Genomic DNA, 15,705 nt, shown 5'->3' on the forward strand with positions numbered 1-15,705 from the left:
GATCGAAGGCAGGGGTAAGACCCCGCAGATGCAATGCATCGAGGAGGCTTACCAGCCGCCCGCGGAAAGCGAGTTTGCGCAGGACTCATCGACATCTATATAGATATAATTCAATTCTTTATATCTTTTAATTTAAGTAGCCTCATATAATTCTTTGTATTTTAATTTTAAGTGACAATAAGTTATAAACCACTGACTGATTGTGTTTCATCAAAGCCCTTCAGCAAATGATCACGCCACCGATTTAAATGAGCTGCCCCTTTTTGAGCCTCTAATTGTTCAGTTGCCAAATCGATACCAGCTTCTATAGAAGATGTTTTTCCAAATAAAGTGTAGCGTGCTGCTGCGTTGAAAATGACTTGGTTTCTGTAGTAGGTTAGCTTTTCAGAATTGTCCCCCTCCAACAGGGAATGAATGATCTGAACTTGTTCTTGTAAACTAATAGCCTCTTTCTCGGGGTCTCTCCGACAAAATAATCCGTAGTCTGCTGGGTCAAGATCCCTGTTATGAACTTGGTCGGGAGTTACTTCATAAATAAAGCTCTTTCGATGAATAGGGAGGTCCTCTGACCCTTCAGCACCTTGCACAATATAAGATTTATCAAATTGAAGTAGTCTTAAATTATCTACATTCGTATCCAATACTGTTTTGTGGAAAATTCCTAACATAATAGAATTTGCGTTTGCTTGGTTTAATAGTTTTTCTACCATATTTAAGAAGGATCGAACACCAATTTCCTTTCGAATGTGACGAACCCTAGCCAGAGGAGGACAAAGTGATTCTGTCCATGAAAAACCAATGTGGTTCGTTTCGATAGAAGACGCAATTTGCTCTCCTGTCAAATCAACGGGAAGGTCTAACCCTTGGAGAACATCCTTGATTGTCGACCCGTTCTTTGGTGGTAATGTGTCACTGCTGTGCAAAAAAACAGGTATGCCACTTTCGGCAAGGAGGATGGAGACAGGTACTGTTGCTGCAAATGTTTTTCTTCCGTCATATGGGCCTGAGAAATCTACTAAATTTTTTCTAGTTTCCTCTGATAGTGGAATGGTTTCTGTAGCTCGACGAAAAGCGTGTACAAAGGCGGCTACTTCCTCCGGAGACTCTGTCTTTAACCGCTGTGCAATGAGGAAAGCTGCAATCTGGACATCTGTAGCTTCACCATTAATGATAGAGTTTGCAGCAGCTAATCCTTCATCGAAGTTTAGATCCCGTGCTCTTTTTTTCCCTTTTGCAACTTCTTTAATCCATTCCTTCATCTTGAAGACCTCCTTGACCTTGACCATGATGGACTAGTTTCTTTTCAATCAGTGGTGCTACATTCACGCTCGAAACCTTGAATTCAGGCATCTTACAAACAGGATCTAGTGCGGGACTTGTTACCCGGTTAATCGATTGGGAATTTCCCCAATGAAAAGGAGCGAAGACTGTATCTCGTCGAATTCCATTCGCGTATTTGCAACGAATAACCATAGTGCCACGGCTTGACTTAAGTTGAAATATGGAGCCGTCTTCAATTCCATATTTTGCAGCTGTGTCTGGGTGAATCTCTAATAACGGTTCCTTTGACCTTTTTAACAAGTCAGGGCTTCTCCGTGTCTGAACCCCAGTTAAATAATGCTCCATCCACCTACCAGTAGTAAGCATGAGCGGGTATTCTTGTGAGGTTTCCTCAGGATTTCTCGGCTTTTGTAATGGATAAAACTTTGCTTTGCCATCATCGTGATAGAACGTAGTTTCAAATAAACGAGGCGTTCCAGGGTGTGACATGTCTGGGCACGGCCAAAATACTTCTTCTTCCTCAAGACGACTGTAGGTTATCCCGGCATAATCTGCGAGTCCACCCTTACTTGCTAATCTAAGCTCTTCGAAAATTTCCTCTGAGGAGGTGAATGGGAAGTATTCCCCTTTTCCTAATGCAGCTGCAAGTTCACAAAGGATTTCCCAATCATGTTTTACTCCATTAGGCTTTACTCGTCCAGCCCGGCGTAGTGTCACCCTACCTTCAAGATTTGTCATTGTCCCTTCATCCTCAAGATAGCTAGAAGCAGGGAGAATGATGTCTGCCATCTCAGCTGTTTCGGAGACAAACATATCTATGACGACAAGAAAACGTAACTTCTCCAAAGCCTTTTCTACAAAAATACTATTTGGGTTTGAAACAACAGGGTTCGATGCCATGACAATCATTGACGTGATTTCTTCTCTATCAATAGCCTCCATCATTTCATAAGCTGATACCCCTTTACGAGGTAAATCCTCTTCAGGAACTCCCCATATATCAGCAATGTAGTTTCGGTGTTCCTGGTTTTCAATGGAACGGTAGCCTGGTAGCTGGTCAGCTTTTTGTCCGTGTTCCCTTCCACCTTGACCGTTTCCTTGTCCTGTTATTGCCCCGTATCCTGAAGCGTACCTTCCAATCTTACCAGTAGCTAAAGCGAGGTTGATAAACTGTCGAACATTTTCGTAACCATTAGCGTGCTGTTCTACACCACGAGCGGTGAAGATAAAGCCTGTTTCTGCTTCTCCATATTTTCTAGCAGCAAGCTCAATTTGGTCTACTGACACCCCTGCTAAATCAGCAAGTTCACTTAATTGAAGGGACTGGAGGTCGTTGGACAACGCATCAAAACCAGTTGTTCGATCATGAATGAAAGTTTTATCAAAATATCCCCCTTCAAATAAAACCTTTAACATTCCGTTTGTGATATGGGCGTCCATTCCTGGTTTTACTTGAAGATGAAGGTCCGCTATTCTAGATGTAGCTGTTTCTCTAGGGTCAATGACAATAATGAATGCACCATTTTTTTTCGCCTTCCTAAAATACGGGAGGATGGTAGGCTGACAATCTGCTATATTTGTACCTGCAAGAATGATGCACTTGGCATCTGGAATTTCATGTAGACTATTGGTGAGTCCACGGTCGATCCCAAATGCCTTGTTGGCCGCAGCTGCGGCAGCACTCATGCAAAACCTGCCGTTATAGTCAATGTGTTTCGTTTTCACTGCAACTCTGGCAAACTTTCCGAGAAGGTATGCCTCCTCATTGGTAAGGGAGCCACCGCCGTAAACGGAGACGGCATCTAATCCATCCTCTGTTTGAATGGCTTTTAGCTGTTCAGCAATATATTCCAATGCCAGTTCCCATGGGATTTTGACAAACTCTCCATCAATTTTTAAAAGGGGGTGAGTGACCCTCTCATTGCTGACAACATGTTGATGCGCATTAACTCCTTTAATGCATAAACGACCTTCTGAAGTTGGGTCTTGTTTATTCGGCTTTGTTTTAAATCGTTTCCGAGTTATTATTTTTTCTTCAATTAAATCCATGGAGCACTGGACACTACAATAAGGACATTGGGTTCGCATAATCTTTTCTTTGCCTTTGACCAGTTGCTCTGATCGAAAATGCTTTAGAAAGTCACTCAATTTTACTCACACCTTTATGGGAATGTTGGGAATGTCGTTCTCATTCTATTAAATGACGATAAAGACGATATTATCGACGACTTCAACTGGGTAAGTTTTGACACACCCGTCGTCAGGCTTTTGTACTTCTCCCGTTGTAACATCTATTTTCCAATCATGCAGGGGACAAAAAACATGTTCCCCACTCACGATCCCCTGAGCGAGGGGACCTTGCTTATGTGGACATTTATTCTCGATTGCTTTCACATTACCGCTTGTTAACCGAAACAACGCAATATGATGATTGTCGATGATAACTTCTTTTCCGATTTGAATAGGTAGTTCATCTAAGTGAGCAACTTTTACTCGTTGACCTTCTTTCATCTCATTCATGATATAATCTCCTTTCCTATTTAAGAATGACTTGTTCTTGTTCGACTTGCTAGATTGATAGGTTTACGTCTCAAACTTCTGTTTGTTCAGGAGTGATTTTATGATTTTGTTACTTCTAGTGCTTTACTTTGAAATAATTCCTCTTTGTCTTTTTCACTCTCAATGAATTTTTTCCAAGGGTCTCCAGGTATAGCAGAGAGTGTTATATCCATTCTGGAAACTAGTTGTTCTTTCATATCTTGATCTTCTAGTAATACTGATTTAACGTGATCTAAACCGACACGCTCTAACCAGTGGGAAGTTCGTTCTAGATAACGTGCATTCTCACGATACAATTGAAGGTAAGCAGCAATCATTTCTAACACTTCCTCGGAGGTTTTTACTCTGCATAAAAGATCTCCTGCACGCAGGTCAGTCCCGCCGTTTCCGCCCACGTAAATCTCCCAGGCGCCATCAACACCTACAATCCCAACGTCCTTAATTCCTGATTCAGCACAGTTTCTTGGACATGCAGATACTCCCATCTTTACTTTGTGAGGTGTATTCAAGCGTTCAAATTTCTTTTCAATCTCTATGCCTAAGCCAATGGAGTCTTGCGTTCCGAATCGACAGAAGTTTTCACCAACACAAGTTTTTACCGTTCGGATGGTCTTTCCATATGCATAGCCTGAAGGCATATCAAGGTCTGCCCAAACACTAGGTAAATCCTCTTTTTTAATTCCGAGAAGATCAATTCGCTGGCCGCCTGTAACTTTGAGTAAAGGGACATTATATTTATCTGCCACGTCTGCAATTTTTCGTAGATCCTTTGCATTTGTCACACCGCCGTACATTCGTGGGACAACAGAATAAGTACCGTTATTTTGGATATTTGCATGCATTCTTTCATTTACGAAACGTGATTCTTGTTCATCTTCATAGTCAGTAGGATGAACCATTCCGAGATAATAGTTAATGGCTGGTCGACACTTGGAGCACCCCTCTGGAGTAGACCAACCAAGAACATTCATGACTTCTCGGGTATGAGAGAGTCCTTTGTCGCGAATCTCTGCAACAACCTCTTCATGAGTAAGCGTCGTACAAGCGCAGACAGTTTCTTTTTCTGTACCAACTTCAAATTCGTCACCGAGGGTGTGTTCCAGTAAGTCACCGACTAAGCCTTTACAAGTACCGCATGATCTTGAGGCATTAGTACAGTCACGAACTTCAGCAATGCTTGCTAAACCATTTTCTTTAATTGCGGAAACGATGTCTCCTTTTGAAACACCGTTACAGCCACAGATTATTTCACTATCATCCATGTCGATGACGATGCTTTCACTTTGATCAACGCTTTGTAGAATGTTTACTTTACCTATCTCAGAGATATCTGTTTCGTTGTTAATCATATTAAGGAGCTTTGTGCCTTCTGTTGTATCGCCAAATAGAACAGACCCTACAATTCGGTTATCACGCACAACTACTTTTTTATAAATACCTTCAAATTCATCTTGAATGCGAATAGCCTTGTTGTTCTGGCTATCGTTAAACTCACCTGCGGAGAAAACATCTACGCCGCTAACTTTTAATTTCGTGGAGAGGATAGAACCTTGATAACCATTTTCAGCATCTACACCACAAATCTGTTTTGCTAAAACCTTTGCTTGTTCCCAAAGGGGTGCTACAAGTCCGTAAACCATCTCCCGGTGTTCTGCACATTCACCAAGAGAGTAAATGTCTGGAGCACTTGTCTGCATATAATCATCGACAATAATTCCACGGTTGGTTTCTATATCACTAGCTTTGGCGACGTCCACATTCGGTTTGATACCAACAGCCATCACGACGAGGTCTGCTTTGACTACTTTTCCACCTTTAAAGGTTACTTTTTCCACTCGTTTTTTCCCAAGTATGGCTTCAGTATGGTGATTCATGAGGAAATTCATCCCTTGCTTCTCTAGCTCCTCTTGTAGCATGGCAGAGGCAGTAGGGTCGAGTTGTCGCTCCATGAGGTAGTCAAGGATGTGCACGACATCTACTTCCATTCCGAGATTCAGAAGGCCTCGTGCTGCTTCCAATCCTAGAAGACCACCACCAATGACTACAGCCCTCTCGTATTTCTTTGATGTATCAATCATCGTTTCACAGTCTTCTATATTTCGGAACGCAATGACGCCGTCCTTATCTGCTCCAGGTAGTGGAAGCATGAAGGGGTGGGAGCCCGTTGCGAGAATGAGATCGTCGTAAGGGACAGAACGACCTTTATCGGTGAAAACTTGTTTGGTGTCTTTATCGATTTTTTCTACTGTTTCTCCTGTATAAAGCTGAATGTTATTTTCTGCGTACCATTCGTAGGAATTTAAGACAATATCATCGACTGTCGTGTCGCCTTGAAGGACGGATGACAGCATAATTCGATTGTAGTTAGGGTGTGGTTCTGAACCGAAGACAGTAATATCAAACCTCTCTGGATCAATGTTGAGTATTTCTTCTAAACATCTAATTCCAGCCATTCCGTTTCCAACGAGAACTAACTTTCTTTTTGTCATAATGAATTCCTCCAATTGATTATTTGTTCACTGCAACCTTTTTTACTTCAAGGTCTGGATCTGCTTCAATGGCAGTAGCGCTTACTGCTTGCTCCCGGTCAATAGAAGATTCATAGTAGTCATCAGCAAAGGAGTTTTCAGGTTCCTCTAACCAAAAGAAGCAGATGAGAAAACTAACGAAAGCCCCGCCAGCAAGAATGAAGAAAAACTGCTGTGGCGTCACAAAGGTGTATAGTGTTAAGTAAATGGTGGAACCGACATTTCCGTAAGCACCAGCCATTCCTGCAACCTGGCCTGTCATCCGTTTTTTTATCATAGGAATGATTGCGAAGGTTGCTCCCTCAGACCCTTGAACAAAGATCGATGTAAGAATGGTAAGAGCGACAGCGAGTATCAGTGGCCAGCCTGAATCGATAAATCCCATTCCTGCCATACCAAGTGTGATTCCAACCATATAAATCAGCATGACTTGCTTCCGGTTGCCCATCCTGTCAGAGAGAATCCCACCTAAAGGACGTGCGATTAAGTTTATGAAAGCAAAGGACGCGGCGATTAATCCAGCAGTAGTAGCGCTTAATGAAAATGTCATTTGAAAAAACATTGGTAACATAGATACAATAGCTAGCTCTGCGCCAAAGTTAGCAAAATACGTACTGTTTAGGGCAGCAACATTTTTAAACTCATAGCGATCATCTTCCGGCACTCCTTTACGGAGGTTAGGTACATTGACCTGCAATATTTTATAGATTTGGTAAATCATCACGACACCAATGATGCCGTATGTAGCATAAAGAACGGTTTGAGAGATAAACCCCATTCCTTCAAGTCGCCAAGCTAAAACTGCTAATGCACCACCTAAGGGAAGGGTCCAAAGAATGAGTTGAATTAAATCCTTCCAAGAGCTTACCTCCATGGCACCGCCTTTTTTAGATGGAACAAAGGTTTTTCCTTCTGGTGTATCGCGAACGGAGAAAAAGTAAATGATCCCATAGACAATACAGAAGACACCCGTTAAAGCAATGGCATAGCGCCAGCCATTTTCTCCACCAAAGGCAGTAAGGGCGATCCAAGGAAGTAGCATGGCACCAGCTGCGGATCCGAAATTCCCCCAGCCACCATAAATTCCTTCAGCAAAACCAACGTTTTTTGGCGGGAACCATTCTGCTACCATTCTGATACCGATGACGAAGCTGGCACCAATACTACTTAGAAGAAGTCTAGAGATCATAAGTTGAGTCCACGAATCCCCGAATGCAAATAAGAAAGTAGGGATAGACATTGTAATGAGTAGGCCTGAATAAACAACTCTCGGCCCGTAGCGATCAATCAGCATTCCAATAACAATTCTTGCTGGAATCGTCAGTGCTACATTAATGATCCCTAGGGCGGCAATATGTTCACCTGTAAGCCAGTCGTTAGTTTCAAGCATTGTCGTTGCTAGAGGAGCCATATTGAACCATGTAAAGAACGAGATGAAGAACGCAATCCAGGTTAGGTGTAAAACTTTCATTTGTTCATTTTTAAATTTAAAAATGTCTGAAATTCGCATTGTTTTCTCGACTCCCTTTGTATACTAGTTTTTCTTTTCTATATTTTCTGAATTTTATTAGTAAAAAAATATAGAAACTATGTAAAAAAAGATAGCCACTCAGGCTGTTATATTTGTTGACATTATGGCATAGCAAATTTGGCAGTAGGTGCTTTGTGATAGATTATCTAACAGAGAAAATCCTTGTAATAATAAGGTTTGTAAGCCCTTTATACACTATAGAAATAGGAATGTAACCGCTTTTATTTTTAAGTGTATTTACTTTATTAATTTGCCTGTAATAGAGTAAAATTAAAGTTGTACCATACTAGATGAAAAAGGTGGTACTGATTTAGCCAATCATTTTCTTTTGTAGGCTACTTTCATTTACTAATTGGAGGGATTTTGAATGAAGTACAGACGTCTTGGAAAAACAGGATTAAAAGTTAGTGAAATTAGTTTAGGTAGCTGGTTAACATATGGGAAGTCTGTAGAGGATAGCCTTGCAGCTAAGACAATACATAAAGCATATGAGCTTGGAATCAATTTCTTCGATTCTGCAAACGTTTATGAGCGCGGAGAAGGGGAAAAAGTAATGGCCCAAGTTTTGAAGGAGTATCCACGTGAATCATACGTGATTACAACAAAAGCATTTTGGCCGATGGGGGAAGGTCCGAATGATCGTGGTTTATCAAGAAAACACGTCATGGAGCAAGTGAACGCTAGTCTAAAACGAATGAACTTGGACTATGTGGATATCTTCTATTGTCACAGATATGATCCAGAAACGCCTGTGGAAGAAACATTACGCGCTATTGATGATTTAGTTAGCCAAGGAAAGATCTTGTACGCTGGTGTTAGTGAGTGGAGCGCAGCGCAAATTGAAGAAGCAGTTGGAATTGCTGACAAATCCTTATTAGATCGCATCGTTGTAAACCAACCGATGTATAACATGTTTAATCGTTATATTGAGAAAGAAGTTATTCCAGTAAGTGAGAAGTATGGCATTGGACAAGTTGTATTTTCTCCATTGGCTCAAGGTGTACTAACTGGAAAATATAAAGGTGGTAAAGTTCCTGAAAACAGCCGTGCTGCAAACGAATCTATCAATCAGTTTATTAGCGGTATGTTAAATGAAGATGTTTTCAATAAAGTAGAGCAGCTTGAGGCTGTTGCAAGTGACATCAATGCGACATTGCCAGAATTAGCATTAGCATGGATCCTCCGCCAACCGAATGTAGCTAGTGCCTTGATTGGTGCAAGTAAGCCTGAGCAAGTGGAACAGAACGTGAAAGCAATAGATGTGGAACTGTCTAAAGAAGTTATTGAAAAAATAGAGTCTATCTTAGGCTAAGTGGTTGAATAGAAATCGCAAAGAGACCCTGATCGTTCGTTGCAAAAGAACGGTCAGGGTCTTTTTTGTGGTGTTTCTAACGTTGGTACAGAGTTCGGTTGGAGGTCTACAACGATTTCAGGGCTTCACTCACTGGAGTTGTACCATCTATCAGGTCGAAGCCTCGCTTAAATGTGTTTTCTTCATTTAAGGAGGCATAAATGACTTTAGCCACATCTTCCCTTGGAATAAAACCTCGTTCAAGGTTTTCCGCTACAGTGACTTTCCCAGTGCCAGGTTCATTTACTAAACCGCCAGGACGTACAATTGTATAGTTAAGGTTGCTTGCTTCTAACATTCTATCAGCATAATGTTTTGCTACAAAATATGGTTTGATGACGTCGTTCCAGTTTTCACGGTTGTGAGCTTGGATGGCACTAACCATAATGAAGCGATCAACACCTGCTTTTTCCGCAGCTTCAATAGATTTAACAGCTCCATCTAAGTCGATTAATAAGGTTTTATCTGGTCCAGTCTTTCCTCCAGACCCTGCACTGAACACAATACCATCGATCCCTTTCATTGCCGCAGCAATTTCATCAACTGTCCCTTCCAAGTCAGCCAGTACTGTCTCTACTCCTTTTTGTCTAAAGGTTTCTGCCTGCTCTTCTTTTCGAACCATAGCAACGCCTGTATGATCAGTGCTTTCTTGTAATAAATTGATTAAGTGCTTACCAATTTGTCCGTTTGCTCCAATAACAAGTATTTTCATGTTCAATATCTCCCTTCTATATAGGATTTCCGTAAAAATAGGTCTTGTGTTGGAGATCGTTAGAGTCCACTCGCTTTCCGCGGGCGGGTGGTGAGCCTCCTCGTGCATTCGCACTGCGGGGTCTCACCAGCCTTGACTTTTGTTCTATCTCAATTATTTCAAATTGTTTTTCACTAATCAAATGTCTTGTTTATAAGAAACTTGTTCCAGTTTATATTTAGTTATTTTTACAAAAATGCAACAATTCTGTTAAATTGGGCTTGAATTACTGTCCAAGATGAAGGTGGGATGAGATAATGAGGCTAGATTTGCTCAAAGCTTTTGTTACTTCGACTAAAAACCAGGAGGGTGAAACAGTGAAGTGTAAAAAGTGTAATGGCAAAGCATTAATTCAATGTAAAGACTGTAGTGGTTTAGGGACACAGATGGGTAACAGATTATGTGAAACATGTGCTGGGGAAAAAGAACTCCCATGTCCTGAATGTAAAGGGACTGGTAAAGTCAGTATCATGACAATCTTTAAGAAATCAGGTTAAACTGCTGTGATGTGTTGTGACATTCAACTTAAAATATAGGGACTTAAGTATAAGTCAGCCACTTCTATTTTCACGATAGAAGTGGCGATTTCTTTTTAGGCTATATGGTGTTGAGTCATTAATAACCTTTGTCATAATCAACTAGGTTAGTCGTTGGAGGTTTTTCTTGTAAATACTCCTTTAAGTTAGGAATGAAAATATCCTCAATCACCCGTTGATCATAATGCTCGGTGGAACCTGCTGTATGGGGAGTAACGATGACATTATCCATTTCCCACAATGGGTTTTCCTCTGGTAGTGGTTCTGTTGCAAAAACATCGAGACCAGCCCCAGCTATTTGCTTATTCTGCAGTGCAGCAATCATATCTTCTTCCACAATGATATTCCCTCTACCAATGTTAATAAAGAATGACGATTCTTTCATGAGATCAAATTGTTTTTTGGTAAATAAATGCTCTGTTTCCTTCGTAAGGGGAAGGGTCACAACAACATAATCGCAGCGCGGAAGCATGCTATTGAGCTCGTTGGGTGTAAACATTTCATCTACAAATTCAGAAGTTTTTCCTGAATGGCGAACTCCAAGTACGTGCATTCCGAAAGCTTTAGCTATTTTAGCTGTTTCCTTTCCAATAGCCCCAACGCCAATAACTCCAATTGTTTTATTGTGTATTTCTAGTTTCATATGGGAGTGATGCCATGTCTTTTCTGTCTGGTTTCGCACATATGTATGAATTTTCCTTGTTAAGCCTAACATTAAGGCAAAAATAGTTTCAGAGATGGGATAAGCATGGACCCCATTTGCACTCGTTGTATATACGTTTCTTTGTTGTAATTTCGGTAGCGGCAGGCTATTAACTCCAGCACTCCACGCTTGAACCCAGCGAAGCTTGGAACCATCAACAAGACTGGCACTATCAATACCATCTTTCCACCCAGCAATAATTTCTGCATCATTTAAATGATCTTCCCAAATAGATCGTTCTTTCCCTGCGATAATCTCCCAAGTTGGGATAACGGCTTTGATTTGATCTAATAATTCTTCTTTTAATTGGTGAGTGATGACGAGTTTTCTTTTCATTGTGATCACGCTCCCTTCTTCCTCATCTTACGTTAGCTGGTAACTTTGCACAAGGGCAAAATCATCAAAACCCCTCTACAACAACGTTTATAGAGAGGGGTGGGGTGAGGAGTGTGCGAGTTACCTGGTAACTCGCACACTCCTCAGGGTGAAATCGCGTAAGGGTGCGGTTAACAGCCCTTTAAGTTACCAGGTAACTTAAAGGTAACTTAAAGAACGTAACTTAAATTAACAAGATCGCAATGACAGTCGCTACGAATAATCCAGCCATCACGGGTATAAAGTTTGCCCGGACGAGATCCATTGGTTTCACACCTGCAATACCAGCATCAGCTGCAACTCCGAATGCCCATGCAGCGAGTGTTCCGCCACCTGCGAAAATGGTTGCTACTTGACCGATTGAGGCTAGAACTGCAACATCTACACCAGCTGCACCTCCAAGTCCGGCTGATAGGGCGCCTACTAGTGGTAGACCTGAGAAGCCAGATCCGTCCATTCCTGCTAACAAGGAGATGATAACCATACCTATGACAAGAGTTACGGCATTTGCATCTATATGGTGTGCCATTGCCGTGCCGAGGTCAAACAGAAAGCCAGGTGCTCCTTCTCCAAGTACTGTTTCCGCATGATCAGGGTGCCCAAGTAAGAAGAATGCAGCGATCGGAATAACTGGAGCAAATATTTTTATGGCGAAATAAAAGCCTACCCGAATGTGTCCTACAATGTCTTCTATCGCTTTATTTTTCCTTGTTGTAAAGGAAGCGACAAGCATAAGAACGACAGCTGTACCCCCAAGCAGTGCTGTTGCTTCGCCACCTTGAATTGGGCTATCAGTAAAGAAGGCGCGGTACAGCATAAGGAATACAACCCCGAAAAGCATAAAAGGGACGAAGGCTGCTAGGAATTTCGTCTTCCATGTTGGAGACACATCTTCTTTTTCGCCAATATCTAAGCTATCTTCCGTTTTAACTGACCATTTTCCGTTCTTCATATTCTTCCTAAGTTTTAAATAAGCAAAGCCGATCGCAACAAACCCAACGACGAGAGAAAAAATAGCCGTGTACGGGAGAATCTGCGCTGACTCTAATCCAGCAGCAGAGGAGGTGATACCTGTTGCCCCTTGAATGACAAGGTCACCTGACAAGGCCATTCCGTGACCGAATAAGTTAATGGCGACAGCAGCTCCCATTGCAGGTAGACCAGCCTTGATGGCGATTGGAATGAGGACCGTTCCCACTAATGCAACGGCAGGTGTCGGCCAAAAAAATGTTGCTGCTAAATACATGGTTGCACCAAGTACGAAGAAGGCTGTCGTTGGATTTACCATAAGCCGCTTCATAGGGGATATCATGAGTACGTCAGCCCCGCTCGACTGCAGAGATTTTAACATCGCTACCATGAGGGCGATAACTAGCATGATATCAAACAGAACCATACCTGAATTTAAGAATGCTTCAAACACCACTTGCGCCGATGAGATGACACCGTCTACGATGCCGTGTTCCAGGTTATAAATAAAACCAAGTAGGAAAGTTCCAATGATGGATGGAAGTACTACATCCCTGCGAAAAATCATGAATGTAAAGATCGTAATGATCACAAGGAGAAATACCCAATGCGCCATTGTTAAAGATACTTGTTCCATGTAACCTCTCCTTTTTATGAAAAACGCGTTATTTCTTTTGTTTGGCTATGTTAATATTTGATGTTGATTTCTTACAGGTACTCGCTTTTTTGCGGGCGTTAACAAAGCCTTATGATTATCATTAGAAGTGGAAATAGAAACTGGGAATTGCTTATGATAATGTATGAACATCATGGGTAGATGTGCCATGTGTAAAAGCCTATTTGCAGTGGGTTATGAGTAGTGGTGTAAGATTAATGGCGTAAGAGCAAGGGTAGCTGGAAGGGAGTGGAACCAATGGAAATTGTTCAACACAAGTTTTTTCACCAAAAGACGTTGGATTTGGCTAAAAGTCTAATCGGAAAACTGTTAGTAAAGGAAACGGACGAGGGCACCTGTGCTGGCTGGATTGTGGAGACGGAAGCATATATTGGACCAGGGGATAGGGCTGCACACAGCTTTGGAAATCGGCGAACGGCAAGAACAGAGGTGATGTTCGGTCCACCTGGTTATGTTTATACGTATGTGATGCATACCCATTGCCTTGTGAACGTCGTCAGTGGAAGGGAAGGAGATCCAGAAGCTGTGTTAATCAGGGCAGTGGAGCCATGTGAGGGTGTAGATTTGATGTTTGAACGAAGGGGGAAAGGCAAGAAACGGAAGGAGTTAACGAGTGGACCAGGGAAATTGACGAAGGCGATGGGAATCGTGAAAGAGGATTATGGTCGTTCCTTGTCTGAACCACCTCTTTACATAGCCGAAGGTCGTGAACCTGGTGAGGTCGTAAGTGGCCCAAGGATTGGGATTGGAAACAGTGGAGAGGCACGGGACTATCCTTGGCGGTTTTTTGAAAAAAATAATGAGTTTGTGTCAAGGTGATGACTGTTGTTTTCCGAAAGGTGTTAAGGAGTGGAGGTGATTTGTTTAGAAAAATTGTCTCCTGTTTGATACATAAATTGTGAGTTTGTGAGCATGATAATGGATAAGGAGGCGATAAACATGGCAAAAACGGTAACCGCAGTAAGGAAGAACAATGAAGGAGATATCGTAGAGTTGCAATTATCGTCAGGAGAAGTGGTTGACTACAAGCAGGCCCAGCAAATGGCTAAAGCTGGGGATATTGAACATGTTAATGTGTTCCGCGGTCGCGATGGTGAAGAACATTTGCGTAGTGATGCAGATGGTATTGAAGAAAACAATTTAGATAATTTACCGACATTCTAAATTTGAATGAGGGCCCGTGCAGATGGAAACGATCTGCACGGGCCTATTTTTATTTAGAAGGACAAGGTTACGGGCACTATTAACAGTTTATAGTGCCCGAAATGGTGGAGTCATGGTGTTTCCGGGCACTATCCCAGCTCAATAGTTCCCGAACCCAATTTGTGAAGTGCGCTCCGGGCACTATCACGGCTCAATAGTGCCCGAAATCCTTATGGGAGGTGGGCTCCGGGCACTATGACAGCTTATTAGTGCCCGAAACCATTTTGAGACCTGGACTTCGGGCACTATCACGGCTCAATAGTGCCCGAAATCCTATTGGGACCTGTGCTTCGGGCACTATGACAGCTTATTAGTGCCCGAAAAGAATTTGTGATGTGAGCTTCGGGCACTATCACAGCTCAATAGTGCCCGAACACAATTTGTGAAGTGCGCTGCGGGCACTATCACGGCTCAATAGTGCCCGAAATCCTTATGGGAGGTGGGCGCCGGGCACTATGACAGCTTATTAGTGCCCGAAAAGAATTTGTGATGTGAGCTTCGGGCACTATCACAGCTCAATAGTGCCCGAACACAATTTGTGAAGTGCGCTGCGGGCACTATCACGGCTCAATAGTGCCCGAAATCCTTATGGGAGGTGGGCGCCGGGCACTATGACAGCTTATTAGTGCCCGAAAAGAATTTGTGATGTGAGCTTCGGGCACTATCACAGCTCAATAGTGCCCGAACACAATTTGTGAAGTGCGCTGCGGGCACTATCACGGCTCAATAGTGCCCGAAATCCTTATGGGAGGTGGGCGCCGGGCACTATGACAGCTTATTAGTGCCCGAAAAGAATTTGTGATGTGAGCTTCGGGCACTATCACAGCTCAATAGTGCCCGAACACAATTTGTGAAGTGCGCTGCGGGCACTATCACGGCTCAATAGTGCCCGAAATCCTTATGGGAGGTGGGCGCCGGGCACTATGACAGCTTATTAGTGCCCGAAAAGAATTTGTGATGTGAGCTTCGGGCACTATCACAGCTCAATAGTGCCCGAACACAATTTGTGAAGTGCGCTGCGGGCACTATCACGGCTCAATAGTGCCCGAAATCCTTATGGGAGGTGGGCGCCGGGCACTATGACAGCTTATTAGTGCCCGAAAAGAATTTGTGATGTGAGCTTCGGGCACTATCACAGCTCAATAGTGCCCGAACACAATTTGTGAAGTGCGCTGCGGGCACTATCACGGCTCAATAGTGCCCGAAATCCTTATGGGAGGTGGGCGCCGGGCACTATGACAG

Annotated in this window: 12 protein-coding genes; 4 read left to right on the forward strand and 8 right to left on the reverse strand. The window is 42.7% G+C overall.

Going from position 1 to position 15,705, the window contains the following annotated elements; genetic code table 11:
• Window positions 1-182: 182 nt before the first annotated feature.
• The 5 genes from BW724_RS05285 to BW724_RS05305 all read right to left on the reverse strand — a co-directional run bounded on the left by BW724_RS05285 (window position 183) and on the right by BW724_RS05305 (window position 7,878).
• A complete protein-coding gene (locus tag BW724_RS05285; RefSeq protein ID WP_088074185.1) occupies window positions 183-1,259 on the reverse strand; it encodes an anthranilate phosphoribosyltransferase in 1,077 nt (358 codons plus the stop codon).
• Window positions 1,243-3,429 (reverse strand): assimilatory nitrate reductase catalytic subunit NasC, encoded by a 2,187-nt coding sequence (gene nasC, locus BW724_RS05290; protein ID WP_417891443.1) that lies wholly within the window; start codon window positions 3,427-3,429, stop codon window positions 1,243-1,245. Before nasC ends, BW724_RS05285 begins: the two co-directional genes overlap by 17 nt.
• A 48-nt stretch (window positions 3,430-3,477) precedes the next feature.
• Window positions 3,478-3,801 carry a nitrite reductase small subunit NirD gene (gene nirD / locus BW724_RS05295; protein ID WP_088074186.1) on the reverse strand — a complete coding sequence of 108 codons (324 nt, stop codon included), beginning with the start codon at window positions 3,799-3,801 and terminating at the stop codon, window positions 3,478-3,480.
• Window positions 3,802-3,899: 98 nt separating this feature from the next.
• Window positions 3,900-6,329, reverse strand: coding sequence for a nitrite reductase large subunit NirB (gene nirB, locus BW724_RS05300; protein ID WP_088074188.1), 2,430 nt, complete (start codon window positions 6,327-6,329; stop codon window positions 3,900-3,902).
• A gap of 19 nt (window positions 6,330-6,348) precedes the next feature.
• A complete protein-coding gene (locus BW724_RS05305) occupies window positions 6,349-7,878 on the reverse strand; it encodes a NarK family nitrate/nitrite MFS transporter (protein ID WP_088074189.1) in 1,530 nt (509 codons plus the stop codon).
• 388 nt (window positions 7,879-8,266) lie between these two features.
• On the opposite strand from BW724_RS05305, the gene BW724_RS05310 reads away from it, so the two are divergent.
• Window positions 8,267-9,211, forward strand: a complete 945-nt coding sequence (locus BW724_RS05310; RefSeq protein WP_088074190.1) for an aldo/keto reductase family protein — start codon at window positions 8,267-8,269, stop codon at window positions 9,209-9,211.
• Window positions 9,212-9,317: 106 nt separating this feature from the next.
• Here the strand turns inward: BW724_RS05310 and BW724_RS05315 are convergent, their stop codons facing one another.
• Window positions 9,318-9,962: an SDR family oxidoreductase gene (locus BW724_RS05315; RefSeq protein ID WP_088074192.1), complete on the reverse strand. Its 645-nt coding sequence runs from the start codon at window positions 9,960-9,962 to the stop codon at window positions 9,318-9,320.
• Window positions 9,963-10,318: 356 nt separating this feature from the next.
• On the opposite strand from BW724_RS05315, the gene BW724_RS05320 reads away from it, so the two are divergent.
• The gene (locus BW724_RS05320; RefSeq protein WP_140354912.1) at window positions 10,319-10,498 is read left to right on the forward strand and encodes a hypothetical protein; all 180 of its coding nucleotides are present in this window, start codon (window positions 10,319-10,321) and stop codon (window positions 10,496-10,498) included.
• A 118-nt stretch (window positions 10,499-10,616) separates the two neighbouring features.
• Here BW724_RS05320 and BW724_RS05325 read toward each other — a convergent pair whose 3' ends face one another.
• Complete coding sequence (locus BW724_RS05325) at window positions 10,617-11,576, reverse strand: D-2-hydroxyacid dehydrogenase (RefSeq protein WP_088077712.1); 960 nt, start codon at window positions 11,574-11,576, stop codon at window positions 10,617-10,619.
• Window positions 11,577-11,799: 223 nt separating this feature from the next.
• On the reverse strand, window positions 11,800-13,221 hold the full coding sequence (locus BW724_RS05330; RefSeq protein WP_088074196.1) for a hypothetical protein: 1,422 nt from the start codon (window positions 13,219-13,221) through the stop codon (window positions 11,800-11,802).
• A 276-nt stretch (window positions 13,222-13,497) separates the two neighbouring features.
• Here BW724_RS05330 and BW724_RS05335 point away from each other — a divergent pair, with 276 nt between their 5' ends.
• Together BW724_RS05335 and BW724_RS05340 are read left to right on the forward strand one after the other, a co-directional pair.
• Entirely contained in the window at window positions 13,498-14,079 is a 582-nt protein-coding gene (locus BW724_RS05335) for a DNA-3-methyladenine glycosylase (protein ID WP_088074198.1), read from the forward strand.
• 120 nt (window positions 14,080-14,199) lie between these two features.
• A complete protein-coding gene (locus BW724_RS05340; RefSeq protein WP_088074200.1) occupies window positions 14,200-14,424 on the forward strand; it encodes a DUF3892 domain-containing protein in 225 nt (74 codons plus the stop codon).
• The last annotated feature ends 1,281 nt before the right edge of the window (window positions 14,425-15,705 follow it).

Origin of the sequence: Litchfieldia alkalitelluris (assembly GCF_002153425.1) — a bacterium.
Taxonomy (GTDB): Bacteria; Bacillota; Bacilli; order Bacillales; family Salisediminibacteriaceae; genus Evansella; species Evansella alkalicola.

What these genes read in the sequence shown, in the direction of transcription:
- BW724_RS05330 (WP_088074196.1), bottom strand. Translation starts at nt 13,221, where the DNA reads ATGGAACAAGTATCTTTAACAATGGCGCATTGGGTATTTCTCCTTGTG.
- BW724_RS05325 (WP_088077712.1), bottom strand. Translation starts at nt 11,576, where the DNA reads ATGAAAAGAAAACTCGTCATCACTCACCAATTAAAAGAAGAATTATTA.
- BW724_RS05305 (WP_088074189.1), bottom strand. Translation starts at nt 7,878, where the DNA reads ATGCGAATTTCAGACATTTTTAAATTTAAAAATGAACAAATGAAAGTT.
- BW724_RS05315 (WP_088074192.1), bottom strand. Translation starts at nt 9,962, where the DNA reads ATGAAAATACTTGTTATTGGAGCAAACGGACAAATTGGTAAGCACTTA.
- nirB (WP_088074188.1), bottom strand. Translation starts at nt 6,329, where the DNA reads ATGACAAAAAGAAAGTTAGTTCTCGTTGGAAACGGAATGGCTGGAATT.
- BW724_RS05310 (WP_088074190.1), top strand. Translation starts at nt 8,267, where the DNA reads ATGAAGTACAGACGTCTTGGAAAAACAGGATTAAAAGTTAGTGAAATT.
- nirD (WP_088074186.1), bottom strand. Translation starts at nt 3,801, where the DNA reads ATGAATGAGATGAAAGAAGGTCAACGAGTAAAAGTTGCTCACTTAGAT.
- BW724_RS05285 (WP_088074185.1), bottom strand. Translation starts at nt 1,259, where the DNA reads ATGAAGGAATGGATTAAAGAAGTTGCAAAAGGGAAAAAAAGAGCACGG.
- BW724_RS05340 (WP_088074200.1), top strand. Translation starts at nt 14,200, where the DNA reads ATGGCAAAAACGGTAACCGCAGTAAGGAAGAACAATGAAGGAGATATC.
- BW724_RS05335 (WP_088074198.1), top strand. Translation starts at nt 13,498, where the DNA reads ATGGAAATTGTTCAACACAAGTTTTTTCACCAAAAGACGTTGGATTTG.